This is a genomic window from Caldicellulosiruptoraceae bacterium PP1, from assembly GCA_041320695.1.
GTDB lineage: Bacteria > Bacillota > Thermoanaerobacteria > Caldicellulosiruptorales > Caldicellulosiruptoraceae > JBGGOQ01.
The window spans coordinates 1-24,937 of the sequence record JBGGOQ010000010.1 but is presented as its reverse complement, the minus strand read 5'-3'; the positions used below and the strand labels follow the sequence as shown (position 1 = coordinate 24,937).

Sequence of the window (24,937 nt, the reverse complement as noted above, 5' to 3'; positions counted from 1 at the left end):
AAGCCCTTACGAACTAAATTTCGCAAGAGCTTTCGAAGTAACTTTTATGCTCGTTTAGCCCTTGGTTGTAGCTTTTTTCTTGATGAGTTTTCCCAATCAAACCATAATGCACTTGCAATGAATATTGATGAATAAGTACCTGAAATTACACCAACAAGTAGCGGTAATGCAAATTCCTTAATTGACTGAACACCAAAAATATATAATACAAATAATACTAAAATAACTGAAAATGAAGTTGCAAGTGACCTTCCAATTGTCTGGTTCATACTAATATTTGTTAAGTCAAGTAAGCTCATCTTACCAGCTACACGCTTATTTTCTCTTATTCTATCAAAAACAACAATTGTATCATTGATAGAATAACCTAAAACAGTGAGTATTGCAGCGATAAAAGATGAATTAATTGGTATTTTAAATAATGTATAAACAGTAAGCATAATTAAGATATCATGCAAAAGTGCAATTACGGCTGTTGTCCCAAATTTAATTTCAAATCTTAGTGCGATATATATAAGCATCAATGCTGATGCAATAATAACAGCCCAAATAGCTTGAGATTTTAATTCTGAACTAATAGTAGCTCCTACGTTTTGGAAAGAGATTAAGTCCTCTTTCTTTAAATTATATTTTTGTGCTATTGCATTGAATAATTTATCCCTTGTATCTTTTGAAAGCTCTGTTTTCTTTTTGCCATGAACCTCATGTGCATTAATCATAATTTTTGTTCCATCTTCAACTTTTCTAACAATTGGTGTTTGTGTTCCTGTAATATCTTTTGTAAGCTTTTCAAGTGATGAAATTTCTGCTGATGTAGGAACCTTATGAAGATTTATTTCAAGAACAGTTCCACCTGTAAAATCAATATCATAGTTAAAACCTTGGACAAAATATGATATAAGACCAATTACCATAATAGCAATAGATAATATATAAAAATATTTTCTTTTACCCATAAAATCAATTTTCATTACTTTTGCACCTCCCCTGATTTAACAGAGCCATAAAGCTTTGGATTACTAAATAAACCAGAGTTTACAGCACTGTACAATAAGAACCTTGTAAATGATATTGCAGTTAAGAATGAAATTAATATACCTATTGTAAGTGTCCATGCAAAACCTTTAATAGGACCTGTTCCAAGAACAAGTAAAACAATACCAGCAATTATTGTTGTTATATTTGAGTCAATTACGGCATTTAATGCACGTCTAAAACCAGCATCTAATGCTGCTCTGAGTGTTTTACCATTTCTTAATTCTTCTTTCATTCTTGCAAAAATAAGAATATTAACGTCAACAGCCATACCGGCAGAAAGTATTATACCTGCAATACCGGGGAGGGTAAGTGTTATCTTTGCGTAACCAACAATTGCAACCAAGATTACAACATATGCAACCAACGCTATACTTGCAAGAAATCCTGGAAATCTGTATGCAATGATCATAAATAAGAATACTAATAATAAACCAATTACACCTGCTTTTACAGTTGTTTTTAATGAATCGTTACCAAGCGATGGACCCACAGCTTTGCTTTCAATAACATTTAAAGCAAAAGGCAAAGCACCTGCTTTAATTTGTTGTGCAAGTGTTTTAGCTTCTGTGATATCCTTCATACCTTCAATTATTGCTTCACCACTATCTATTTCAGCCTGAACAACAGGGTTTGAAATCAATTTTCCATCAAGATATATACCAATATTTTGATTTAGGTATTTTCTTGTAGCTTCAGCAAACTTTTTTGTTCCTTCTTTATTAAACTTCAAAGCAACAACAACACCAGATGTTGTTTGTTGTGGAAAGGCATCTGTAATATCTCTACCTGTTACAACAACATCACCAGATGGCCCTTTGAATTCAAGTAATGCAGTTTTACCAATATATGATATTGCTTCATCAGGGTCTTTTACGCCTGGAATTTCAACCCTAATTCTTTTTGAACCTTGAGGAGTTGCAGTAGCATCATAAAAATTTCTCATATCAAGTCTTGTCCTTATAAGCTGTACTGCTGAATCCATTTCCCTCTTTTCAACCTTGTCCTTAGCTGCCTCATAAACAATATAAACACCGCCTTTTAAATCAAGCCCAAACCTCATAAAATCTTTCACCGATTGGATACTTACTGTCCCTAAATTTAGCCCAAAGAAAACTATGTAGAAACCAAAGGCAATTACAAGGACAGCAATAATAAGCTTTGTAATATTTTTGCCCTGCATAAACTACTACTCCCTTCTTTGTAATAATTTGTAGTTGTAATAAATTATATATAGAAATTTTTGCTATAATCCATTATATTATAATCCTTCAAATATTGCATAGTCAACAAATTTAATAATTCTGTAATATTTCATTTAATAATTTAATAATCTATTTGGTTATATTCCTTTGTAAATTGAACATATTCTAAAGAAGATATTTGTATCTTTTTTATTTCTTCTTCAGTGAGGCTTCTTATAACTTTTGCTGGCCTTCCATAAACCATACTGTTTTCTGGAATCTCTGTGTTTTGCGTAAGAAGGCTCCCTGCACCAATAATAACATTTTTTCCAATTTTGCATCCATTCATTATAATAGAACCCATACCTACCAAAACATTATCTGAAATTTCACAACCATGTAAAACAACATTATGGCCAATAGTTACATTGTCCCCAATAATGACATCACAACAGTGGTCTGTGTGAATTGTAGTCAAGTCTTGAATGTTAGTATTTTTACCAATAATTATCCTATTTTCTTCACACCTTAACACACAACCAAACCAAACGCTTGAGTTTTCGAAAATACTGACATCACCAATAATGCAAGCATTAGGTGCTATAAAACAAGACTTATCTATTTTTGGCATTTTACCTTTATATTCAATAATCATCTTACTCATCCTTATTATCTTCAAGTTTTAGTTTTAATGCTATTGCACATTCTAATCTTTTTTTCTCTAATTCACAAGCAACACTATAAGATTTCTTAACATTACCATTCATATTGTAATTTGCAGCAGCACATCCTCCACTGCAATAGTATTTTGCCCAACAATTTGAGCATTCATCTTTTGTAAATACTGTATTTTTCTTAAATTTTTCAACAGTTTGGTGATTTTCAATACCACTAAAGACAGTCCCTATTTTAAACTCTGCCTTGTCAACAAACTGATGGCATGGAAACAAATTACCATCGGGGTCTACTGCCATATACTCAAAGCCTGCACCACAGCCTGCAAGCCTTTTTGATACACATGGCCCACCAGTTAAATCTATATTGAAGTGGAAGAAATTAAACCCATTTCCACTAAGATTTCTTTCTAAATATCGTTCTGCTAATCTATCATATTCACTTTTTAGCTTTTCAAGATGTTCTTCTTTAATTGCGTAAGGGCTATTGTCTGGCAAAACAACAGGTTCTACTGAAATTTCTTTTATGCCAAGGTCAGCAAGGTGCAAAACATCTTCTGAAAAATCAAGGTTATTTGCTGTAAAAGTTCCTCTTACATAATAAGTTTTCCCTTTACGTTTATTTATAAACTTTAAAATATTATTTGTTATATTTTCATATGTTCCTTTTCCATCTATGTCTATCCTCATATAGTCATTTACATTCTTTCTACCATCATGACTTAAAACAATATTCTCCATGTTTTCATTTAAAAATTCCATGACCTCTTCAGAAAGCATTGTTGCATTTGTAGTTAATGTAAAAGAAATCTTTTTATTATATTTTGCTTCAACTTCTCTTGCATATTCAATGATACCTTTTACAACATCAAGGTTTAAAAGTGGCTCACCACCAAAAAAATCAACCTCAAGATTTCTTCTATTTCCTGAATTCTCTAAAAGAAAGTCAATTGCTTTTTTACCTACTTCTAAATTCATAAGCTTTCTGTTGCCTTTAAAACTCCCTGTTGAAGCAAAGCAGTATCTGCATCTTAAATCGCAGTCGTGTGAAACATGCAAACATAATGCCTTAACAACAGGATTTCTTTTTTCAATTAAATCATATTCTTGGTATTGGTCTTTGTAAAATAGCACTTCTTGTTCTATAAGTTCCTCAATCTCTTTAATAGTCTCATCTATATCAGATTTACTATATAATGTTAGCTTTTGATAAATTCCCTCAAATGTGTTATTAGTATTGTAATAATCCAAAACCTCATAAGCTAAATCATCAACAGTCAATATTGAACCTGATGCTACATCCAAAACTATATTTAAACCAAATTTCTTAAAAAGATGTATCATTATTTTTTATTTACCCTCCATTAAACCATAAAAAGTAAAATATACTCCGAGCAAAAATTGGCCCGAAGTATATCATCAAAAGGATTCTTATATATTAAATTATTTATTTTTACATGGTTGGTTTGCTACTGTGCAAGAAGTTTTGCATGCTGATTGGCATGAAGCTTGGCATTCGCCACAGCCACCACTTACTATTGTTTTTGATAAAGTATTTTTAACAACAACTTTTATATGCTTCAACTTAAAAAACCTCCTCTTTGTATAGTTTATAAAATAACATTTGTATTTTATCATAAAGTTATGCTATTTACAATTTATAAAATAAAACCTACCTCATATCTTAGCATTTTTGTACTAAGTAATAGAGGTAGGTTCTCTAAATTACTTATTAATTTCTTCCATAATCTCTGGAACCTTTCCAGCACATCCTAAAACAGTTGTTAATTTATGTTTTACCATTTGTTTGATAGCTTCTCTACCATCTTTTAGATATTGTCTTGGATCAAAATGATCTGGATATTCAACAAAGTGTTTTCTAATTGCTGCTGTCATAGCAAGTCTTAAATCTGTATCAATGTTTATCTTTCTAACACCCATTGATGCTGCTTTTCTTAACATTTCTTCAGGAACACCCTGAGCTCCTGGAATATTTCCACCATATTTATTGCACATCTCAACAAACTCTGGTAGAACAGTGGAAGCACCATGTAGAACTATTGGAAATCCTTTTGGAAGTTTGTCCATTATCTTTTGGAGTCTTTCAAAATCAAGCTTTGGTTCTCCTTTGAATTTGTATGCACCATGGCTTGTTCCTATAGCAACTGCAAGTGAATCAACGCCAGTTCTTTCAACAAATTCTGCTGCTTGGTCTGGATCGGTGAATGCTGCTTCATGTTCTGCAACCTTAACATTATCCTCTATACCTGCAAGCTTACCAAGCTCTGCTTCAACAACTACTCCTCTTTCGTGAGCATATTCAACAACTTTTTTAGTGAGTGCAATATTTTCTTCAAATGGGTATTTTGAACCGTCTATCATAACTGAAGTAAAACCACCATCAATACATGCTTTGCATATCTCAAAATCTTCACCATGATCAAGATGAAGTGCTATTGGAAGGTCTCCGGAATCTAAAAGTGCTGCTTCAACAAGCTTAATTAGATATGCATGTTTAGCATACTTTCTTGCACCTGCTGATACTTGAAGAATAAGTGGTGCTTGTTCTTCTTTTGCTGCATCAACAATTCCTTGAATAATCTCCATGTTGTTTACATTGAAAGCCCCAATTGCATATTTACCTTCATAAGCTTTTTTGAACATTGCCTTTGTAGTTACTAATGGCATAAAAATTACCTCCTTTTGTTTTTAAAAAATTTCTATTTCCTTGCCATGAAGTTTAAGAAAGTCAACAAAACTTTCTAAACTTCTATTAACAATCAACTCATGGGGAAAATCTATATCTTCAATAAGCTTTTGTGTTACATCAGTCCTGCCTAAATCACTTCCGTGGTGTGCGTCTGATGAGAGAATAATGTATGTTTTATATTCTTTACATAGCTTAAGTATTTCTATACAGTTCTCTTTACTTTTTGGTCTAACATAAAATGAACCATTATTTATCTCAATTGCTTTTTTGCTTTCTTTGGCTGCTTTCACAACAACTTCCTTGTCTATTTCATATAGAGTGTTCCCTGGATGGCCAATTGCATGAATATAAGGGTTTTTAAGTGCACCAATTATTGCCCTTGTATGGTCTAAAATTGTCCCACTTAGGATACACACATCATGAAGGCTTGCAATAACAAAATCAAGCCTTTTTAAAGCTCCTTCCTCTATATCAATAGTCCCTTCGTAATCAATAATATTGGACTCAGCACCTCTAAAAATAATTATATCATTTATTTTCCTTGGAAGCACTACCATATTATAAAAATAAAACATACCACAAGACCACGGCATTTTAGGGCCATGGTCTGTGATGCAAATGGCTTTAAGCCCTTTTTCCTTTGCATATCTTGCCATCTCTTCAATGGTATTATATGCATGACCACTTGCAATAGTATGGCAGTGTGTTTCAACATCTATAAACATTCATTATCACCATTACTTAATTTCAGCAAGTTTATTTTTTAATATATCAATCTTTTTAACAGGTGTTGGGTCGTTTTGATATAGAGTCGCAAGGTATAATGATACATAATCACCAAGATAAATGAGTGAAAATGTCCTTGCTAATCTTGTTTCACCAACAGAGTAGATATCATTTACTCCTGAAACATTATTTTTTACAAGATCCTTAGTAATATCCATTCTTATTGCATTTCTTGGATGATCCTCAACATCATGAAGCATTACAATTTCAAATAGTCCTAAGATATGCTTTGGTGAGTCTGTTCCAACAACTTCATTATGGTTTAGCTCTGAGAAAATGTTGAAATATGCTGGTGATTTCGAATTTTCACAAATCTGACCTTTCCATCTTTCAGCTATAACCTCTGTTGTACCACTTATACCATATATTATTGGAAGTTTGTTCCATAATTTTAGTGTTAATCTCTTAGCTAAGTTCTTTTCTTCTGGAACCTCTGGTTTATATCTTTCTCTTAAATCTGAGAGAACTTCTATTGTTTCTTTCACTTCGTTATCAATTGGAGGAATCAGCCCTATTTTGACAAACAGCATTAAAAGTGGTATAAATGAATATCCAAGAGCTGCTCTTGGTGAAAGCCCTGCTGGTATTGTAATTACTGGATACCCATCATTTGTTGCAAGTTCTTTTAATTTGCCTCCAGTTGTAATTGCAACAATCTTTGCTCCCTTTGCTTTTGCATCATTGTATGCTGATAAAGTTTCTTCAGTATTTCCTGAATAGCTCGATGCAACTACAAGTGTTTTATTATCTACATATTTGGGAAGAACATAATCTCTGTTTACAACAACAGGTACTGAGCATTTGTCTAAAACATAAACTCTTAATAAATTGCCACCAATTGCAGAACCACCAAGCCCTGAAATAACAACCTTATCAATTTCTGTTGGTTTAATATCAACAGATATATTTTGTCCAATTTCAAATGCATGAGCTATTTGTTCTGGAAGTTTGAATGTAGCTTCAAACATACCACTTGGGTCATTTTGTTTTATTATTTCAAGATTATCAAGCATCTTACTATATCCCCTTTCGCATATTTTATCCATTTCATATTATAACAAAACATATTTTTTGTAAACTCCCTAATAAATGTTCCTAATTTATTAGAAATTATAATTGGTATATTTTATCATTAATATTAAAACATGATTCATTAATAAATTTATCTAAAAACCTCATTTATATCTATTTGTAATAAGTTTAATAATACAGGTTTTGATAAGCCATTATCATCATATACAATTCCCTGATCAAATTTACCATTAGTATTCTTAAATATAGTAATCTTTTTTTCTTCTGGACTAACTATCCAATATTCTTTTACTCCGTATTTTTCATATAGATATTTTTTGTAAACAAAATCAACTGTTGATGTCGAAGGTGAGAGTATTTCGCATACAAAATCCGGAGCTCCTTTCAAATATTTACCCGAACTTAGCTTAGATTTATCACATACAATAAAAATATCTGGTTGAACAACATTTTTTACTTCATCAATATTTTCATCACCTAACAATACATCAAATGGAGCAAAATAAACACTACATGTCTTATATTTGAAATAGTTACCAAGAATTAGATATAGGTTCCCTAATACCCTTTGATGAATTTCTGATGGAGATGCTAATAGAAATAGATTGCCATCAATAATTTCATACCTATTCCCATCATTAATCAGCAAATATTCTTTATAGGTATGAATATTTTTTTTAAAAGCTTCCATTAAAGACACCTCAACTATTATACTTTTTCTGTTTTATTCATCTGATTAAGAAGTCTTTCCGAAAGTGCTTTGGCAGCGTTATAGCCCATCTTCTTTTGTCTATTGTTCATAGCTGCAACCTCTACAATAATAGCAAGGTTTCTGCCTGGACGAACTGGAATTATGAGCGATGGAACTTGAATGCCAAGTATATCTATAAACTGGTCATGTAGCCCCAATCTTTCGTATTCTTTGTTTTCTCTCCAATTCTCAAGCTGTATCACAAGATCTATTCTTTCTGATTCTTTAACGCAACCAACACCAAAAAGATTTTTTACATCAAGTATCCCAATACCTCTTATCTCAAGCAAATGCCTTATAATCTCAGGTGCTTCGCCAACAAGTGTTTTTTCTGAAAGTTTTCGTATTTCAACTGCATCGTCTGCAACAAGTATATGTCCTCTTTTTACAAGTTCAAGTGCTGTTTCACTTTTTCCTACTCCACTTTCACCAAGCATCAATACACCTTCACCATAAACATTTACTAATGTCCCATGTCTTGTTATTCTTGGAGCTAATTCATGAGATAAAAATGTAGATAAATTAGTCATAAATCTTGTTGTTACCTCTTTTGTCCTCAATAAAGGGACATTATATTTCTTCGAAAACTCAATAAACTCAGGATATGGTTCAAGGTTTGTTGTAATAATTACACATGGTATGTTATAAGTAAATAACTTTTCGACAGCATTTTTTCTTTGTTCTTCTGACATTGTTTTTAAATATGCTGTTTCGGACATACCAATAATCTGAACTCTTTCAATGTCAAAATGTTCAAAAAAACCCATAAGTTGTAATGCTGGTCTGTTAAGATTCATATCTTTAATTTTTCTTTGTTCTAAATTATCAAGGCCTGATAAATTTTCAAGGCTTAATTCTTTCACAAGTTTTGCAACTGTGGTGTAAAACAATTCTTTCATCCTTTCTATAAATACTTAATATTTTGTTAACTTTCTTTTAATTCTTTCAGCTATCTCAATCGGAATACCACTCTGTTTTGATATTTCTTCAACTGTTGCTTGCCTCAGGTTATCAATTGATCCGAAAGTTCTAAATAACTTTATCTTTCTTTTTTCACCAATTCCATCAATCTCATCTAATATTGACTCATATAAATGTTTGCTTCTCAATTGTTTATGATATTTTATCGCAAATCTGTGTGTTTCTTCTTGTATTTGATACACTAGTTTATATAATTCCGGATATTCTTGTATGTTTAATTCTTTTCCTTCATATAATAGGTCTTTTGTCTTGTGTCTATCGTCTTTAACCATTCCGAAAACAGGAATATTTATATTTAGCTGTTTTAAAACCTCTTTTGTAGTATTTACTTGTCCAATACCACCATCAATAAATATTGCATCTGGGAATTTACCGTGTTTCTCAATATCTGTAAACCTTCTTTGAATTACTTCTCTTATACTGCCGTAATCATCTTGTCCTTCAACTGTTTTTATCCTAAATTTCCTATAGTAGTCTTTAATAAAACGGCCATTCTCAAATACTACCATAGATGCAACATTATCGTTCCCACTTATATTTGAAATGTCATAACTTTCAATTTTATTAATGTCTGTATCCAAGCCAGATATTTCGGAAAGTTTAGAAAGAATATCTTTATAAAATATATCAAGCTTCTGTTTATTTAAAAGATCTATCTCTGCATTTTTCTTGCTCATTTCAATTAGTTCTTTTTTCTCACCTATCTTAGGAACTCTAATCTTAGATTTAAAATAATAGAGTTTTTCTATCAAACCTTCAATATTTTCTTTATTTTCTATTTCTTCTGGAATTATTATCTCTTTAGGCAGAGATATAACTTGTGAATAATACATTTCAAGAAAACTCTGCAAGTTATAGTCTGGTGTGTCTATAAAAAATTCTTCTTTATTTATTAGTTTCCCATTTCTAATCACTAACACTACATAACAAATAGCTTTATCATTTTTTGCATAATTTATTATATCTTCATTTCTATCATCATAATATATAACCTTTTGTTTTTCCACAATATTTTTAAGTTGCCTAATATTATCTCTAAGTATTGCAGCTTTCTCAAACTCTAGTGCTTCTGCAAGTTCATTCATCTCATTTTGAAGTCTTTTTATTACTTCATCACCTTTCCCATTTAGGACTTTTTTGAGTTCTTCAATATTTTTATTATACTCCTCTTGAGATATTAAATTGTTACATGGAGCACTGCATTTTTTTATATGATAGTTTAAACATGGTTTTTTCTTATTCTTATCACTTGGTAGATTTAGGTTACATGTTCTTACCTGAAATAGTGATCTTAAAAATTCAGCAATGTATCTAACACTTACACCTTTCACAAAAGGTCCAAAATATGTTGCTTTGTCTTTTTCAATACGTCTTGCAAGTATCAATCTTGGATATTCTTCATTAGTTATTTTAAAATAAAGATAGTATTTATCATCCCTAAGAAGAATATTGAACTTTGGTCTATATTCTTTTATTAAGTTACATTCTAAGACAAGTGCCTCTATCTCTGTATCTGTTACAATAAAATCAAAATCCCTTATCTTTTTAACAAGTGCAACTGTCTTTGAGTCCTTATTAGAAATATTTTGAAAATATTGGCGAACTCTATTTTTTAGATTTTTAGCTTTCCCAACATATATAATTTGATTGTTTTCATCTTTCATAAGATAAACGCCGGGGTTGCCCGGCAAAAGTTTTAATTTTTCTTCTATTAAAGCATTTACCACAGAAGTCTCCTCCGAATTTTTAATCTATTCTTTCTTTTTTATTTCAACCTCTATGTACTCAGGAATATTGTTGGAAATTTCTACATTTTGTGGTTTTTCAAAATTTAATGGGACTTTTATCTTCCCCTCCTGAGGATTATCAACATTTATTGTGGCTTTAAAGTTATCTGCAGTAATTTTATCAATTGTGGATTGTGGTCCCTTTATAACTATTTTTATGCTATTTTGTAAAATCACATATTCAAATGAATTATCAGCAGTTTTAACATCAATAGGAATACTAAGTGTTTTTTCATATACCTTATCTGTCCATATATTTATCTCAACCTGCTTCACTTTATCAAGATTCTTGACATCTTTAGGCATACTGAAATTGAACTGATAAGTAGAATATGAACTTAAGTTTTTTACATCTATTGTTCCAACAACTATTTCAGTTAAATTATCAACATCTTCTGGTTTCCCTGCAATATTAATTACAGATGGCTTCATAACAACCTTTGAAATAATCCTATCACTTGGAAGTTGTCCTTTGAATTTTATGGTTAATGGAACTTGCTTTGTCTTTAAGATATCAACATATATATCTATGCTCTTTTGTGATAATTCAAATAAATTAGTAATATCTTTGCCCTTGTTATCAATTATTTTTATAGGTATAGATGCTTTGAAGGATCTATCATTAAAACTCAAATCTAATGAAGCAAGGCATTTGCTAATTTGCCTAACATCTGATTCTGCACCTTTAATTGTAATGACATTAGGCTCTTCCTGAACATTGTATACAATATATCCTTCTTTTGCTTTACCTTTTAACTCTGTATCAACGCTTCTTTGAATTGATATAATGTTATCTATACTAACATTTACAGCTTTTGGATATTGATTTTCCAAATTAACTCTATTTGGTAGATTATGAATGGTAACGCCAAGCTTTACCTCTCCTATTGTATGAACATTGGAAAAATCCACAACTGCCTGTATTGCACTCTCATCTATCTTGTTTAGTTCATCTTGGGTCCCACTAATAACAAGCCTTGTTTCTTTTGAGCTAGTTTCGGTCATAATAAGTCCTTTTGATAGTGTTGTTGTATTATATTTTATTGGGACAATTATCTCTTTCTTTTTAATTGGATTTATTATGCTATTTACATAAAACCATAAAATAATTGCAATTACAATGGAAATAACTTTTATATAAAATGTATCATCATTAACCTTCTTTATATTAAGTAACTTCAAATTTAACGCCTCCATTTAAAAAAGCTGTTTTTATTTTTTTCATTTTTAAGTGGTCTTGATAAAATCTTTCGAAGGCTTTCTGTATTTAAGTTTCGTGTAAGTCCTCCATTATATGCAACTGATATAATTCCTGTTTCTTCAGAAACTACAATAGCTGTAGCGTCCGAGTTTTCAGTTATTCCAAGTGCAGCTCTATGCCTTGTTCCAAGTTCCTTGCTTATGTACCTGTTTTCGCTCAGTGGTAGAAAACATGCAGCAGCTTTAATTTTGCCATCTCTGATTACAACAGCTCCATCATGAAGAGGAGTATTAGGAATAAATATATTAATAAGAAGCTGCGATGATATCTCTGAATCAATAATTATACCTGTATTAATAATTTCACCAATCTTTGTGTCACCTTCAACAACAATCAGAGCACCAATCTTATTTTTGGATAAATATAATAGTGCCTTTATTATCTCTTCTATACTGTTTTGCCATTTAATTTTATTTTCTTCACCTTCTAACGAGAATAATTTACCCCATATTTTACTTCTGCCAATTTGTTCTAATGCTCTTCTTAGCTCAGGCTGGAAAACAATTAAAAGTGCAAGAACACCATAGGATAATGTGTTTGTAAGTAACCAATTTATTATGTTTAGTTTAAGCCATTTGCTAATTTGAGTTATCAAAAGTAAAATGACAATACCTTTTACAAGCTGATATGCTCTTGTGTCTCTAATAAGCATAATAAGCTTATATACAACAAAAGATACAATTGCTATATCAACTATATCAAATATAGTTATTCTAATAAGCGATAAGTTTCTTAGTAAATCCACAAAATCATAGTAAATATTTGTAAGCAATGTATATCCCCCTAAGCTTCATATATTACCTATATAAACATAAGTTAAATATTTTTTTGCTATTTTTTGAAGTTCTAATAGTTTTTCTTTAGGTGTCGGTGGTAAATCCATTTTGTAACGAGGAAAATATCTTGTTAGGTGTAGTGGAATTCTATCATCTATTGAAGCAAGCCATGAACTTAATTTTTCAATCTCCTCAATTGAATCATTTAGTGTAGGGATTATCAATGTTGTTATTTCTATATGTATCTTTTGTGCTGAGATTTCTATAAACTGCTTTACTGGCTCAATTTCTCCACCACAAATTTTTCTATAAAAATCATTTGAAAATGCCTTTAAATCAATATTCATTGCGTCAATGTAATTAAGAAGTTCATAAAGAGGTTCTTTATTCAAATACCCATTTGTAACTAATACTGTTTTAAGACCATTTTCCTTAAATTGTTTTGAAACATCAATAACATACTCAAACCAGTTTGTAGGCTCGTTATAAGTAAATGCAATACCGATACATTTAGGGTCATTTTTAGCAAATTCAATTAGTTTGTTTGTCTCAACTTCAAATAAATTTGGTTTTTCTTGTGATATCTCATAGTTTTGGCAGTGCAAACATCTGAATGAACAGCCATAAGTTCCTATTGATAATATGGAACTCCCTGGATAAAAATTATATAAAGGCTTCTTTTCTATTGGATCAAATGCTATTGAAGATATATAACCATAATTTAATGAATACAGCTTGCCATTTATGTTTTGTCTAGTTCTGCAAATACCAAATTTACCTTCTGGCAAAAGGCACATATGAGGACATAGTTTACATTTAACTTTTTCATTATCTACATCATAGTATTTTGCTTCTTTCATCAATTCTGCCTCCCTTAGTGGTGCCTTTCTACTGTAAATCTTTCAATTTCAAAATCTTCACTTCCATATTCTATGTTAGCTTTTTGACATGCAATCCTAAGCTGTTCCTCTACTGTATCTATACCTTCTAAGTCAGGTAGTAATAATCCCTTTTTATATCCACTCTTAACAATAACGCCATAGATCTTAGGATCAAGTTCATCTTTAGACAAAACTTTTTCGGGCTTATTTAAAACATCAACGTGATATTCAAGGTTATGAAGTTCATCTTCTTCAACGGGATAAAATCTTGGATCACGTGTACCTGCAGCAACTGCATTTTTGATAATTTCTTTTGCAATGTTTTCATAAAAAGGTTCTATTGTTCCTATGCAACCTCTTAATGTCCCATCTTTCTTAATCGATACAAATACACCTGCTTTCTTATTAAGCATCTCGTCTGTTACATAGTCAGGAAATGTATCGAGGAATCTTCTATGTTTTATATAATATTCTAAGCTCTCTCTTGCAAGTTTTGTATATGCATCTTCATTCTTCCTGATATTATCCATATAGCTATTTTTTATATATTTAATTTCTTTAAATAAAGAAATGTCCTTTTCTTTTTTATCTTCAAAACGTGCTACCATATAGCCTACACCAAAAGGCCCTTCATACGAATATACTTCTGAGTATACTTTATAGCCTTCGAAAAATCCTAATAAAACCTTATATGACCTAAAACCACATTCTCCTGCTTTTTCAGCAAGAACTTTATCAATTTGAAAGGCTTCTTTGAACTTTCTCTCTTTTATCAGTTCAACAAAGGTTCTATCAAACAATGGCCCTTCCTCAACATATCCGTATGGTCCGTCAAGTGTTAGTTTATGAGATAAATCGCCTGAAGCTATTATTAGAATATTTTGAGATAATGTCTCTGATATACTTCTTAATAACATGCCAAATCTATAAAGCATTAAGTCATCTAATAAGGAATATGATAAATGAACTAAAGAAAAGTTACTATATTGTTGTGTTAAAAAATATAATGGAACTATTGCACCATGATCTAAATTATTATCAATCCCATATTTATGCCTCAAACTATCATCAATAAATGCTAATGGGATATTTTGTTCATGGGCAATAATCGTTAATTTATTAACAAATTCATTATTATTATAAAAAGTCATCTTTATATCTTTATAACCTAATCTACTTAAATTTCCACTGATAACTTTGCTGTTATTTACAAAAAATGAATCAGAAAAAACTGGTGCATGAGGTGAAATAATAATAATTGTATCAGGTTTTATTTCTTTTATCTCATGTGCAACTTTATAAAATGAATCTAAAGTTTTTTGGCATTCTTTTTCTCTTCCCTTACCAATTTTATCAATTAATATGGGGGGGTGTGGTAAAAAATAGCCAACCAATTCTATTCACCTTTGCTTAATAATACTTCATTTATATTTTACCCTTTTTTATTGCAACCTTCTATAATATAAGATTAAAAAATTTTTACAAATTTTTTAAAATAAATATTTAATTTTTTTATGTATAAATGATTCGATGTTGGACATTATAAATAGTGAAGGGAGCGTAATGGTTGAGCCCAGATTTATATACTATCCGAAAGGGTGGTGTATGGGTCGGCCAAAGGTTGTATATGGTGGCTTAAATCCCTCCATATACAGCCGGAGGGAAGATTCTGTATGGTTGGGAAAAGCTTTATTGCAGTCGAATACCTTTATTTGATTGCAGTAGGGTTCCAACCTATCATACAGGGTCGAGCTAAGACTATATGGGGTGTCGAAGAACTCATTTTCTTTAGTTTTTAGAGGATATAAACCTCTACTTAAATAAGCTAAGGAAAGTATATGGGTTGTGGTCATATACAGCCTATTTGGGGTTGTGTATGGCTATGCCAGATATCCTATATAGTCGAACAACCCATCAGTCATGGTGATGACCTGCTTGGTTGCAGTCGGAAGATTGCAGCTGGGTAATAAGTTATCATGGTTGGTGCAAGGTAGACTATTACGCTCCTGTTTTTATGTCAACTTTTTCAAAGGCAGTCATGGTTTCAAATAAGTCATTTAAAAACATATTGTCCTTTGCAGCTGCTTCCATTTCCTTTTTGAATTTTTCTTTTTCTTTTTTAGCTATATACTTTTCTACTGCCTCTTTAACACCTGAATTTAAAGAATTAATATAATTTTCTTTTACTAATAGTTTGAGCTTGTTAATTGTTTCAATAGGAAGAGTGAATGTAACATTTTTTAATTTTTTATTCATTTATATCACCTCAATAATAAACGTATAATAACATTCCATATTATTGGATCATTTACAATAAAAAATAACAATAAATTTTATACTATATTATCATATATAATTTTCTTTTTAATATTCAATTAAACAAAATAATATTTAACTAAAAAAAGTTTTTAATGAGAATAAAATAAAACACCTTGACATATATATGACTAAAGAGTCATAATATATAAAAGTAAATTTTGGAGGTTTATTCATGTTTATTGAGGCTTCATCTCTTTCAAAGATTTATAAAACTGGTGATTTCGAGGTTAAGGCATTAGATAATATTTCCTTTTCTTTAGATGAAGGGGGCTTTTATGTAGTATTTGGGCCTTCAGGTTCGGGAAAAACTACTTTACTAAACATCTTAGGAGGAATTGATAGAGTAACTTCAGGAGATGTTATAGTTGATGGTCAAAATATAACTAAATTAGACCAAAACAAATTAACACTTTACCGTAGAGAAAAGATAGGTTTTGTTTTTCAGTTTTATAATCTTGTTCAGAGCCTCACTGTTTATGAAAATGTTTTATCTTGTGCTGTTCTTTCAAAAAATTCATTTTCTGTTGATGAAATATTAAAAAATGTTGATATGTATGATTGCAAAGATAAATATCCTTATGAACTATCAGGCGGACAACAACAAAGGGTTGCAATTGCAAGAGCTATTGCAAAAAATCCAAAGATGATTTTGTGTGACGAACCTACTGGTGCATTGGATTTTGAAAATGCTAAAAGGGTTTTACACTTACTTGAGGAGGTAAATAAAAAGTATGGAACAACAATTATCTTAATTACACATAATAGTGCAATAGGTGGTATGGCAAGCTCTATTATGAGATTAAGAAGTGGTAAAATAGTTGAGTTTAGGGAAAATAAAGAAAGAATCTCCGCACAGGAGGTTGTATGGTAATGCTAAATAAAATACCTAAAAGGCTTATTTTGAAAAATAAATCTCAGTACTTAGGAATAAGTTTACTTATACTTATTGGTTGTATGTGCTATACAATGTTTGCAGTAACAATGGGAAATATATCTAATAATTACGAGATATTTAAAGAAAAAACAAATCAAGAGAAGGCACACTTTATTATAATGGGAGACTTAGATAAAGCTTTTATTAAAAAAAATTTTAATGTTAATATTGAAAAAAGGCTTCAATCAGATTATGATTTCTCTGGTAAAACCCTAAGATTATTTAGCTTGCCTAATGAAATAAACAAACCATTTGTTCAAGAAGGTAGAACCATAAAAAATAATAACGAAATATTAATAGACCCAAATTTTGCTAATAAAAATGGGTATAGAATTGGAGAAAGTATTAAATTAAATAATAAGAGTTATAAAATTGTTGGCTTTTTTGTTATGCCAGATTATACTTATGTAATTAAAAATGAGCAGGATATATTAAACGACCCTGTCCATTTTGGAATTGCTATGATGTATGAAAGTGAACTTAAATCAAATTTCAAAGTACCTGTTTATAGCTATTATATGGCTGTTGGAAATGAAAAAAACATAGACAAATTAAAAAACTATATTGCGGAAAATACCACTCTTCTTGATTTTAAATATAAAAATGAAAATGCAAGAATACTATATAGCGAAATGAAAATAAAAAGCGGTGAAAAAGCAACATTACCAATTGCTGTTTTTATAATACTACTTTCATCATTTTTATTGTTCATTGTATTAAGAAGACAGATTAATATCCTTCACAGTGAGATTGGAGCTTTATACTCTTTAGGCTATACAAAAAAGGAATTGTTAAGCGTTTATATGAGGATTCCCATTTATATTTGGTTATTTGGAAGTATATTCGGAACAATATTAGGATATGTAGAAGCAATACCAATGACAAATATGTATAGATCATATTTTTCTATACCTGTTGTTGAATTGTCTTACCCAGTAAAGGAAATAATTGTTTCAATACTTCTTCCATTTATCTTTATAATACCATCTGGATTTTTAGCATTAAACAAGATGCTTTCGAAAAGTATTATAGAGATAATTAGGGGAACATCAAAATTTAGTTTTAAGAAGATAAAATTAAAATTCTTTGATAAATTTTCTTTTAAATCACGAATTATGTTTAAGCATGGCCTTATTCATATATCAAGAGAATTGATATTAATTATTGGAATAGCATCTTCCACTGTTTTAATGCTATATGGACTTATAGCTCAATCATCAATTGAAAACATAACAAATTTCACATATAAAGAGGTCTTAAAATATAACTATCAATATATCTTAAATGGATATTATACAAAGTCCGATCTTAATATTAATAACCAAAACTATGAACCATTTGTTGTTGTATCATTTGAAATTAATAATACAAAAACAAATGTACAACTTTATGGTATAAATAAGAAAACTGAGTTTATTAAATTCCCTAATCAAGATATAGATTTTTCAGGACTTGTCATAGCAAAATCATTAGCAATTAAGTTTAATCTAAATAAAGGAGATATTATAACATTACACGATAAATTCAGGGATAAGGACTATAAAATAAAAATATCTGATATTGCTCCAATTTATATTGGTTCACAAGGCTTTATGGATATCAATCAATTAATTGAGAAATTCGGGTTAAAGCAAGGATACTATAACGGAATATTTAGTTTTGATAGTCTTAACATACCTTCAGATAAGCTTTTTATGTCTTTTGATAAACAGTATTTAATAAACTCATTTAAAGATTTATCAAAGCCAATGCAAGCTGTAATAGGTGTTATGTCTCTTATGGCAAGCTTGCTTTCTCTTATTATTATTTATGTTTTGTCTTCGTTGACAATTAATGAAAGTCGAAAAAATATTAGTTTATTTAAGCTACTTGGTTTTTATAACAATGAGGTTGATTATATGACCTTAGGGCTTAATAATATTTCATTTGTCATTGGTTTTATTTTGGGACTGCCATTTTTCAGGATTCTTTCTGATGCATTAATTGCATATGCCACAAAGGATTCCGATTTTTCAATTGACTTAAGCTTAAAGCTCTCAAGCGTTCTAATAGGATTTATTGCTTTATTAGCAGTATATATACTTTCACGATATTTAGGAAGACTTAAGATAAATAAGATTGAGCCAGTTGAAATACTAAAAGAACAAATGGATTAAAAAATAGGGTGCTTTTTTTTAAAGGCACCCTATTTTAAATTTATGCTTTCATTTATATTATACAACCCTTTTACGTAAAACCATAATATCTACTTCATGTCTTCCTAGTACTTCAGAAACTGCTGAAAATCTTTCTTTAATTTCATTGACATCATTAGAAAGAGTCTTTATTGATGTTTCAATAATGGTCATTCTATCATTTAATTCTTTCTTTAATTCTAAATGTTGTCTTTCATTTTGTTCTTTATGTGCTTGTTGAACCTCTGCTAGTATTTGCAATTTAACTTTTGTATCTTCAAGAAGTATGTAATTTCTTTGTATGTCATTTTTCATTGTTTGCATTTCGTTCTTCATTTCTTGCATTTCGTTCTTCATTACATGCATCTCATTTTTCATGGTCTGTACTTCTTTTCTTAAATCCTGAATATCATTTTTCATTGTTTGCATATCATTTTTCATTACTTGCATCTCATTCTTTATGTCTTTTATTTCGCCTATCACTTGATTCAGAAGGGATATAACTTGATTATCCATTTCATTCCTCCTAAATTATTTACATATAAAATATTATAAAAAAAGATTTTATAATTATCAATTTTAATTTAACAGTAGCAATTTTATACTACTCCTACAGTATTCTTTTCATAAGCATTTCTTACAACATCCTCAATGTCCGCTTCACTTATATTAATATTTTTAACATCAAAATTATCAATAAAGTACCTAAGTGCAGCTCCTGACTCGATATCTTTTTTATGTGCTGAAAATACCCTTCTTATGCCCTCATCTACTAAAATCTTAAAATTAGCATCAAAAGTAGTATCTTTATCAATCTGAGTGAACTACCCCCACCTGTAGAGGTGGGGGCTTCGTGGTCAATACTCCCATCGGAGTAAGTTTACCCACGCTCAAAGGGCTGTTCCGTCCCCAAAAATACCATCTACATGGCTAATTTTAGTAAGTTCTTTGACGCATTTATATCTCTGTCATGTTCAGCACCACAGTTTGGACACTTCCATTCCCTAAGTGCTAAGTTCTTTACATCTACATTCTTATATCCACATTCATTACATATTTGACTTGATGCATAGTTTTGTGGTGCTATTATTATTTCTCTGCCATACCAGTTAGCCTTATATTCCAACATTCTTCTAAGCTCTGCCCATGATACTTCACTTATTGCCTTTGCTAATCTATGATTTTGTTGCATATTCTTTACCTTTAAGTCCTCTAAAACTATAACTTGGTTTTCGTTTATAATTTTAGAGGATAATTTATGAAGAAAGTCTTTCCTTTGATTTGCTATTCTTTCATGCAGTTTTGCAAGGTAAAGCCTTGCTTTTTCATAGTTCTTGCTATGTTTTTGTTTCCTTGACAAAGCTTTTTGTACCTTTTTTATTCTTTTTTCAGTTTTCCTAAGCCATTTTGGATTTTTTATCTTTGTTCCATCTGACAACACTAAAAAGTCCTTTAACCCTAAGTCTATCCCTACTTTTTTTGTTGTATAAGGCAATTTTTCAACCTCTGTTTCTACAAGTATTGATGCATAGTATTTACCTGTAGGTGTTTTCGATATTGTTACTGATTTTATTTTTCCTTCAAATGTTCTATGTTGTTTTACCTTTATTGTTGTTTTTAATTTTGGTATTTTAAGATACCCATCTTTAAGTGCTACTGTTCCATTTTGGTTGTTTGTTGTATAGGATTGATAACCTCTCTTTTTCTTGAATTTTGGGAAACCTACTTTTTTATCTCTAAAGAAATTTTTATATGCTTTTTCTAAATTAAGTTGTGCATTAGAAAGTGCAAGACTATCTACTTCCTTTAGAAATGGATATTCCTTTTTGTATTGTGCAGGTGTATTATTTAGCATTTCTTCTGTTTGTTTATAATGCTCTATCTTATCATAAAGCATTGTATTATATATAAACCTTACACATCCAAATACTTTAGATAAATATTCTTCTTGTTCTTTTGTGGGATATATTCTATATTTATAGGCTTTTAACATAAGGCTACACCTCCTTTCTCATATGATTTTATTATATCAAATAGAGCGACATTCATCACCCACTTATAGAAGTGGGCGACTTCTGTCGCAAATTAAGTTAAAGAGAATGTTTCCCATTATTTATCCTTAGGAATCAGCCCCTTAAAAAGGCCATAGTATATTGTTTTTTTATTTATGTTAAAGTATATGTCTATTAATTTATTTTATAATATTATCATGTTTATCCAATAAAATAACATCATATTTAAGGCTATCTTTGTCATTGTTCTGATTTAAATTGCATCTGCATAGTATCTGTAATAATGCATAATTATTTTAATACTATCTATTTTTATAATATTAGCCTTTTTAATAGTATTTTTATAATTATTTGAAGAAATATTGGTTATTACATCGATTAATAATATATATTTAATTACATATTTTTCTATTTTTGTAAAGTTATACAGAGTTATAATTATTTGTAACTTGATTTATTTGGTAATATTTCTTATAATTTATTTAATGATTAAATTTTATATTATCATATTAATATTTAATATAGTTCATGTCAGGAGGGTATAATGATGAATCAAAAAATTAAATTTAGATTTATATCCCTATTTTTAATATTATCTCTTATCATTATTTATGAACAATGTAGTGCTGAAGTATTAGGAAAAAGTAAATATATATTTCAAGCCTCAATTTGATAAAGCATATTGTTAAAATCAAAATAAAAAGCAGGGCTTTTTACCCTGCTTTTTTGACTCCTTCTGATGCTTCTTTTGTAAATATTGTTTTTAATGTTAATAGCAAAATCTTCATATCAAGTAACACCGAGTAGTTTTTAATGAAACCAATTATTTGTCATTTGAAATATGAAATAAAAATTCTGTTTGAATGTTTTGTGGTTTAATTATAATTATGCCCTAATATATATAATCTTTCATTTTGCTTTATATAAAGAAGCATTATAACTATTTCTATTGCAAAATAAAGAAAAAACATAAACAATGAAAATAATAATGAATTGTAATTATAATCTGGTATTATTATAATTCCACCATAACCTAAATTACTAAAGAAATGTTTTAATATCCCCATTTGATTAAATACAAGAAAGTACTTTTTTATCATAATTACTTCAATTTTATTATACAGTACTGGCTCAAAAAAACTTAATAAAAATAAAAATACTATAGATAATGCTGTATTCTTTGTAATTATTGTAAGTAATAAAGCAGTAAAACTCCAAAAAGTACAAATAACAATAATAGTAATTATTTGCAATATCTGTTTACTAAGTGGTAAAAAAATAAAATTATCTTTTGATAACAATGAAAGAAAAATTCCAAATAAATAAGTTATTATTACAATTAATGTGTTTATAATTAATATTGCAACTAATTTAGCTATAAGCAATTGATTTTTTTTATAACAAAAAAAGCATGTTCCAATCATGTTTGAATTATAATCTATAGATATTGTAAATGTCCCTATAATAATAAATATAATAATTCCAAACAATGTTAAACTATAAAGAAAAAGTGATGGAAAATAACCTGGAAAATTATGCTTAAAAATTGGGTTAAGTGACTCTCTATATAGATAACTTAATACAAATAAATATATTAAATATATTAAAACTATTGTTTTATTTGAAACAATTTTTTTAATTTCTGCATTAACTGAATTGTACATTCTACTCCTCCAAAATAGCAATTTTACCTTTACCATGGCCAGGATAATATACTATCCTAAGCTTATATATCCCTGGTGTTATATTTAAATCTTTGTATGTATCTAATATGTTTTGAAATCTCCAAGTATATAATATATTATTATTTGTATTTAATAGAAAGATAATTATTTTACTGTTACTATCAATTTCACATTTGAAAGTAATTCTCTGCTTATTTTTTGTAACGTTAATATCAAAGTTACTTTCATCTCTTTTATATACATTATAATCAAAAAAAACATCTTTAATATACCTTTGATTTTTATCTTTATAACTTACATTTAAGGCAATTTGATTTTTATTAAAATTATTGTTAAATGGTAATATATTAATAAGTGCTATAATCACTAATGTTATAAAGAATATAACAATTAATAATAAAATTATTTTATTTTTCTTTATCATATTTACTCACATCCTCAAATATATATATTCTATTCTCAAAAACTAATAATTGATATTTCTACATTTATTAATAATAAAATTAAAAAAAATGAGTATTATTATTAAAAATATTATAGATAATATACATAAATTTACATCTAAATTGTTCCCCAAAGATGCTATTTGAATCTGATTATCTTTTTCTATGTTAAGAAATGCATATCTTATTAAGGCTATTTTGAAATTATTTATACTATATTTTTTCATTATAGTAATATAAGCTGAAAAATAATTTAATAATGTTGGAAATAAAATTCCTATAATAACACCAATATTCGTTTTTCTAACCAATGTTACTACTGAATAGGAAAATAAAGCATCTTAATATGAAAATAATAAGACACTGAATGACTTGATAAAATAATTGTTATTCCTTTTTTGTTAAGAGCAGAAACCTTTTCTTTAAACCAAGACATACCACTAATATCAAGACCATTTGTTGGTTCATCTAAAATTAATAATTCATGCTGTCCAATAAAAATTGTAAGAGCTAATTGTAAACGCTTTTCATACCTAATGAAAAATCACTTACTTTTTTATGAGCAAAATTTTCTAAGTTAACTTCTTCTAATATATTATATATCTGGTTTTTGTTCATTTTAATACCTGACATTTTAGAAACAATACCAACATTATCATAAGCACTCAAATTAAAATATGCTGCAAGATTTTCAGACAGATACCCTATTCTTTTATCACCTGCTTCTGGCTGTTTTCCAAAAACTTTAATTGAACCACTGTTAGGGAAATATAAACCTACCAATAACTTTAATAAAGTTGATTTACCTGCTCCATTTTTCCCTAATATACCATATATTTTGCCTTCTTCTAAAATAAAACTTAGGTTATTAACTGCAAATTTATCTTTAAATTTTTTTGTAAGATTTTCTGATATTACAATTCCCAAGTTTATCTCTCCATCCTTAACATTTTAAAATTTTTTAGGAACTGCTCATCGCAGTTCCTAAAACAAACTATGGTGTTGCTGTAGCAGAAATACCAACAGTTGTAGATTGAAGTCCAATTGTAACCACACTGCTAACTATGCCTAAAGTAAATTTAGCTTGAGCATAACAATTACCACTATATGTTCCTTTATATGTCCAACATGAAGTTTCATTACTTGCAGTCCACATAAACGTGGAAGTTAGGCAATATGTGTTTGAGTAACTTTTTATTGCCATCTGAATTGTATATCCCTTTTACACCAATGTTAAAAATAGGTACTCCACACCATGAATAATATTGGCAACTATTTTGTGCATATTTAGTTGTTGTAGCTGCCAAGGCAATGTAACAATTAAACTGTAATATCTTTCTTTTCGAAAATCTTCAACGAAAGAATAAGTGGAACAATTAAATATAGTAATAAGACAAACAAGCTAAATTGTGGAGTTACAAATGATATCTTAGACACTCGAGATATCTCATTTGCTAATAGCTTAAATGGATCTGCATATTTTACTATAGGTAATATCTGTAAAATACTTAG

The 24,937-nt window shown here is 29.3% G+C and carries 27 protein-coding genes; 4 read left to right on the top strand and 23 right to left on the bottom strand.

The window, feature by feature from the left end; genetic code table 11:
* Positions 1-44: 44 nt before the first annotated feature.
* From secF to amrA, 15 genes are all read right to left on the bottom strand, one after another.
* Entirely contained in the window at positions 45-971 is a 927-nt protein-coding gene (gene secF, locus ACAG39_10475; GenBank protein MEZ0537657.1) for a protein translocase subunit SecF, read from the bottom strand.
* Positions 971-2,218 carry a protein translocase subunit SecD gene (gene secD / locus ACAG39_10470; protein ID MEZ0537656.1) on the bottom strand — a complete coding sequence of 416 codons (1,248 nt, stop codon included), beginning with the start codon at positions 2,216-2,218 and terminating at the stop codon, positions 971-973. Before secD ends, secF begins: the two co-directional genes overlap by 1 nt.
* Before the next feature lie 143 nt (positions 2,219-2,361).
* Positions 2,362-2,874: a gamma carbonic anhydrase family protein gene (locus ACAG39_10465; GenBank protein MEZ0537655.1), complete on the bottom strand. Its 513-nt coding sequence runs from the start codon at positions 2,872-2,874 to the stop codon at positions 2,362-2,364.
* A 1-nt stretch (position 2,875) separates the two neighbouring features.
* Positions 2,876-4,237 (bottom strand): thioether cross-link-forming SCIFF peptide maturase, encoded by a 1,362-nt coding sequence (gene scfB, locus ACAG39_10460; protein MEZ0537654.1) that lies wholly within the window; start codon positions 4,235-4,237, stop codon positions 2,876-2,878.
* Between the two features lie 99 nt (positions 4,238-4,336).
* Positions 4,337-4,477, bottom strand: a complete 141-nt coding sequence (gene scfA, locus ACAG39_10455) for a six-cysteine ranthipeptide SCIFF (GenBank protein ID MEZ0537653.1) — start codon at positions 4,475-4,477, stop codon at positions 4,337-4,339.
* Between the two features lie 141 nt (positions 4,478-4,618).
* Positions 4,619-5,581 (bottom strand): class II fructose-1,6-bisphosphate aldolase, encoded by a 963-nt coding sequence (fba, locus tag ACAG39_10450; GenBank protein ID MEZ0537652.1) that lies wholly within the window; start codon positions 5,579-5,581, stop codon positions 4,619-4,621.
* Between the two features lie 21 nt (positions 5,582-5,602).
* Positions 5,603-6,328: a phosphatase gene (locus ACAG39_10445; protein ID MEZ0537651.1), complete on the bottom strand. Its 726-nt coding sequence runs from the start codon at positions 6,326-6,328 to the stop codon at positions 5,603-5,605.
* 12 nt (positions 6,329-6,340) lie between these two features.
* On the bottom strand, positions 6,341-7,402 hold the full coding sequence (locus tag ACAG39_10440; protein ID MEZ0537650.1) for a bifunctional phosphoglucose/phosphomannose isomerase: 1,062 nt from the start codon (positions 7,400-7,402) through the stop codon (positions 6,341-6,343).
* Between the two features lie 149 nt (positions 7,403-7,551).
* A complete protein-coding gene (locus ACAG39_10435) occupies positions 7,552-8,112 on the bottom strand; it encodes a Uma2 family endonuclease (GenBank protein MEZ0537649.1) in 561 nt (186 codons plus the stop codon).
* Positions 8,113-8,129: 17 nt separating this feature from the next.
* Complete coding sequence (hprK, locus tag ACAG39_10430; GenBank protein ID MEZ0537648.1) at positions 8,130-9,062, bottom strand: HPr(Ser) kinase/phosphatase; 933 nt, start codon at positions 9,060-9,062, stop codon at positions 8,130-8,132.
* Positions 9,063-9,086: 24 nt separating this feature from the next.
* Complete coding sequence (gene uvrC, locus ACAG39_10425; protein ID MEZ0537647.1) at positions 9,087-10,880, bottom strand: excinuclease ABC subunit UvrC; 1,794 nt, start codon at positions 10,878-10,880, stop codon at positions 9,087-9,089.
* Positions 10,881-10,904: 24 nt separating this feature from the next.
* A complete protein-coding gene (locus tag ACAG39_10420; protein MEZ0537646.1) occupies positions 10,905-12,122 on the bottom strand; it encodes a YbbR-like domain-containing protein in 1,218 nt (405 codons plus the stop codon).
* A gap of 2 nt (positions 12,123-12,124) precedes the next feature.
* Complete coding sequence (gene cdaA, locus ACAG39_10415) at positions 12,125-12,973, bottom strand: diadenylate cyclase CdaA (protein ID MEZ0537645.1); 849 nt, start codon at positions 12,971-12,973, stop codon at positions 12,125-12,127.
* 18 nt (positions 12,974-12,991) lie between these two features.
* On the bottom strand, positions 12,992-13,837 hold the full coding sequence (gene amrS / locus ACAG39_10410) for an AmmeMemoRadiSam system radical SAM enzyme (GenBank protein ID MEZ0537644.1): 846 nt from the start codon (positions 13,835-13,837) through the stop codon (positions 12,992-12,994).
* A 14-nt stretch (positions 13,838-13,851) separates the two neighbouring features.
* Positions 13,852-15,252, bottom strand: coding sequence for an AmmeMemoRadiSam system protein A (gene amrA, locus ACAG39_10405; GenBank protein MEZ0537643.1), 1,401 nt, complete (start codon positions 15,250-15,252; stop codon positions 13,852-13,854).
* 279 nt (positions 15,253-15,531) lie between these two features.
* On the opposite strand from amrA, the gene ACAG39_10400 reads away from it, so the two are divergent.
* The gene (locus tag ACAG39_10400) at positions 15,532-15,657 is read left to right on the top strand and encodes a hypothetical protein (protein ID MEZ0537642.1); all 126 of its coding nucleotides are present in this window, start codon (positions 15,532-15,534) and stop codon (positions 15,655-15,657) included.
* A gap of 199 nt (positions 15,658-15,856) precedes the next feature.
* Here the strand turns inward: ACAG39_10400 and ACAG39_10395 are convergent, their stop codons facing one another.
* Positions 15,857-16,114 carry a hypothetical protein gene (locus ACAG39_10395; GenBank protein ID MEZ0537641.1) on the bottom strand — a complete coding sequence of 86 codons (258 nt, stop codon included), beginning with the start codon at positions 16,112-16,114 and terminating at the stop codon, positions 15,857-15,859.
* Positions 16,115-16,349: 235 nt separating this feature from the next.
* Between ACAG39_10395 and ACAG39_10390 the strand changes: the two genes are divergently transcribed.
* Positions 16,350-17,048 carry an ABC transporter ATP-binding protein gene (locus ACAG39_10390; protein MEZ0537640.1) on the top strand — a complete coding sequence of 233 codons (699 nt, stop codon included), beginning with the start codon at positions 16,350-16,352 and terminating at the stop codon, positions 17,046-17,048.
* Entirely contained in the window at positions 17,048-19,267 is a 2,220-nt protein-coding gene (locus tag ACAG39_10385) for an ABC transporter permease (protein MEZ0537639.1), read from the top strand. The genes ACAG39_10390 and ACAG39_10385 overlap by 1 nt, the downstream gene beginning before the upstream one ends.
* Positions 19,268-19,324: 57 nt before the next feature.
* Here ACAG39_10385 and ACAG39_10380 read toward each other — a convergent pair whose 3' ends face one another.
* Complete coding sequence (locus ACAG39_10380; GenBank protein ID MEZ0537638.1) at positions 19,325-19,801, bottom strand: hypothetical protein; 477 nt, start codon at positions 19,799-19,801, stop codon at positions 19,325-19,327.
* 406 nt (positions 19,802-20,207) lie between these two features.
* The gene (tnpB, locus tag ACAG39_10375; GenBank protein MEZ0537637.1) at positions 20,208-21,278 is read right to left on the bottom strand and encodes an IS200/IS605 family element RNA-guided endonuclease TnpB; all 1,071 of its coding nucleotides are present in this window, start codon (positions 21,276-21,278) and stop codon (positions 20,208-20,210) included.
* Between the two features lie 566 nt (positions 21,279-21,844).
* On the opposite strand from tnpB, the gene ACAG39_10370 reads away from it, so the two are divergent.
* A complete protein-coding gene (locus tag ACAG39_10370; GenBank protein MEZ0537636.1) occupies positions 21,845-21,970 on the top strand; it encodes a hypothetical protein in 126 nt (41 codons plus the stop codon).
* 202 nt (positions 21,971-22,172) lie between these two features.
* Here ACAG39_10370 and ACAG39_10365 read toward each other — a convergent pair whose 3' ends face one another.
* The 5 genes from ACAG39_10365 to ACAG39_10345 form a co-directional block, all read right to left on the bottom strand.
* Positions 22,173-22,961 carry a hypothetical protein gene (locus ACAG39_10365; protein MEZ0537635.1) on the bottom strand — a complete coding sequence of 263 codons (789 nt, stop codon included), beginning with the start codon at positions 22,959-22,961 and terminating at the stop codon, positions 22,173-22,175.
* A 1-nt stretch (position 22,962) separates the two neighbouring features.
* A complete protein-coding gene (locus ACAG39_10360) occupies positions 22,963-23,406 on the bottom strand; it encodes a hypothetical protein (protein ID MEZ0537634.1) in 444 nt (147 codons plus the stop codon).
* 529 nt (positions 23,407-23,935) lie between these two features.
* Positions 23,936-24,352, bottom strand: a complete 417-nt coding sequence (locus ACAG39_10355) for an ATP-binding cassette domain-containing protein (protein ID MEZ0537633.1) — start codon at positions 24,350-24,352, stop codon at positions 23,936-23,938.
* 67 nt (positions 24,353-24,419) lie between these two features.
* Positions 24,420-24,629, bottom strand: coding sequence for a hypothetical protein (locus tag ACAG39_10350; GenBank protein ID MEZ0537632.1), 210 nt, complete (start codon positions 24,627-24,629; stop codon positions 24,420-24,422).
* Between the two features lie 116 nt (positions 24,630-24,745).
* The coding region (locus tag ACAG39_10345) for a hypothetical protein (protein ID MEZ0537631.1) at positions 24,746-24,937 on the bottom strand (192 nt) is incomplete at its 5' end.

Excerpts from the sequence above, each read along its gene's own strand:
- secF (MEZ0537657.1), bottom strand. The coding sequence starts at position 971 with ATGAAAATTGATTTTATGGGTAAAAGAAAATATTTTTATATATTATCT.
- secD (MEZ0537656.1), bottom strand. The coding sequence starts at position 2,218 with ATGCAGGGCAAAAATATTACAAAGCTTATTATTGCTGTCCTTGTAATT.
- ACAG39_10465 (MEZ0537655.1), bottom strand. The coding sequence starts at position 2,874 with ATGATTATTGAATATAAAGGTAAAATGCCAAAAATAGATAAGTCTTGT.
- scfB (MEZ0537654.1), bottom strand. The coding sequence starts at position 4,237 with ATGATACATCTTTTTAAGAAATTTGGTTTAAATATAGTTTTGGATGTA.
- fba (MEZ0537652.1), bottom strand. The coding sequence starts at position 5,581 with ATGCCATTAGTAACTACAAAGGCAATGTTCAAAAAAGCTTATGAAGGT.
- ACAG39_10445 (MEZ0537651.1), bottom strand. The coding sequence starts at position 6,328 with ATGTTTATAGATGTTGAAACACACTGCCATACTATTGCAAGTGGTCAT.
- ACAG39_10440 (MEZ0537650.1), bottom strand. The coding sequence starts at position 7,402 with ATGCTTGATAATCTTGAAATAATAAAACAAAATGACCCAAGTGGTATG.
- ACAG39_10435 (MEZ0537649.1), bottom strand. The coding sequence starts at position 8,112 with ATGGAAGCTTTTAAAAAAAATATTCATACCTATAAAGAATATTTGCTG.
- amrS (MEZ0537644.1), bottom strand. The coding sequence starts at position 13,837 with ATGAAAGAAGCAAAATACTATGATGTAGATAATGAAAAAGTTAAATGT.
- ACAG39_10400 (MEZ0537642.1), top strand. The coding sequence starts at position 15,532 with ATGGTTGGGAAAAGCTTTATTGCAGTCGAATACCTTTATTTGATTGCA.
- ACAG39_10395 (MEZ0537641.1), bottom strand. The coding sequence starts at position 16,114 with ATGAATAAAAAATTAAAAAATGTTACATTCACTCTTCCTATTGAAACA.
- ACAG39_10390 (MEZ0537640.1), top strand. The coding sequence starts at position 16,350 with ATGTTTATTGAGGCTTCATCTCTTTCAAAGATTTATAAAACTGGTGAT.
- ACAG39_10385 (MEZ0537639.1), top strand. The coding sequence starts at position 17,048 with ATGCTAAATAAAATACCTAAAAGGCTTATTTTGAAAAATAAATCTCAG.
- ACAG39_10380 (MEZ0537638.1), bottom strand. The coding sequence starts at position 19,801 with ATGGATAATCAAGTTATATCCCTTCTGAATCAAGTGATAGGCGAAATA.
- tnpB (MEZ0537637.1), bottom strand. The coding sequence starts at position 21,278 with ATGTTAAAAGCCTATAAATATAGAATATATCCCACAAAAGAACAAGAA.
- ACAG39_10370 (MEZ0537636.1), top strand. The coding sequence starts at position 21,845 with ATGAATCAAAAAATTAAATTTAGATTTATATCCCTATTTTTAATATTA.
- ACAG39_10365 (MEZ0537635.1), bottom strand. The coding sequence starts at position 22,961 with ATGTACAATTCAGTTAATGCAGAAATTAAAAAAATTGTTTCAAATAAA.
- ACAG39_10360 (MEZ0537634.1), bottom strand. The coding sequence starts at position 23,406 with ATGATAAAGAAAAATAAAATAATTTTATTATTAATTGTTATATTCTTT.
- ACAG39_10350 (MEZ0537632.1), bottom strand. The coding sequence starts at position 24,629 with ATGGCAATAAAAAGTTACTCAAACACATATTGCCTAACTTCCACGTTT.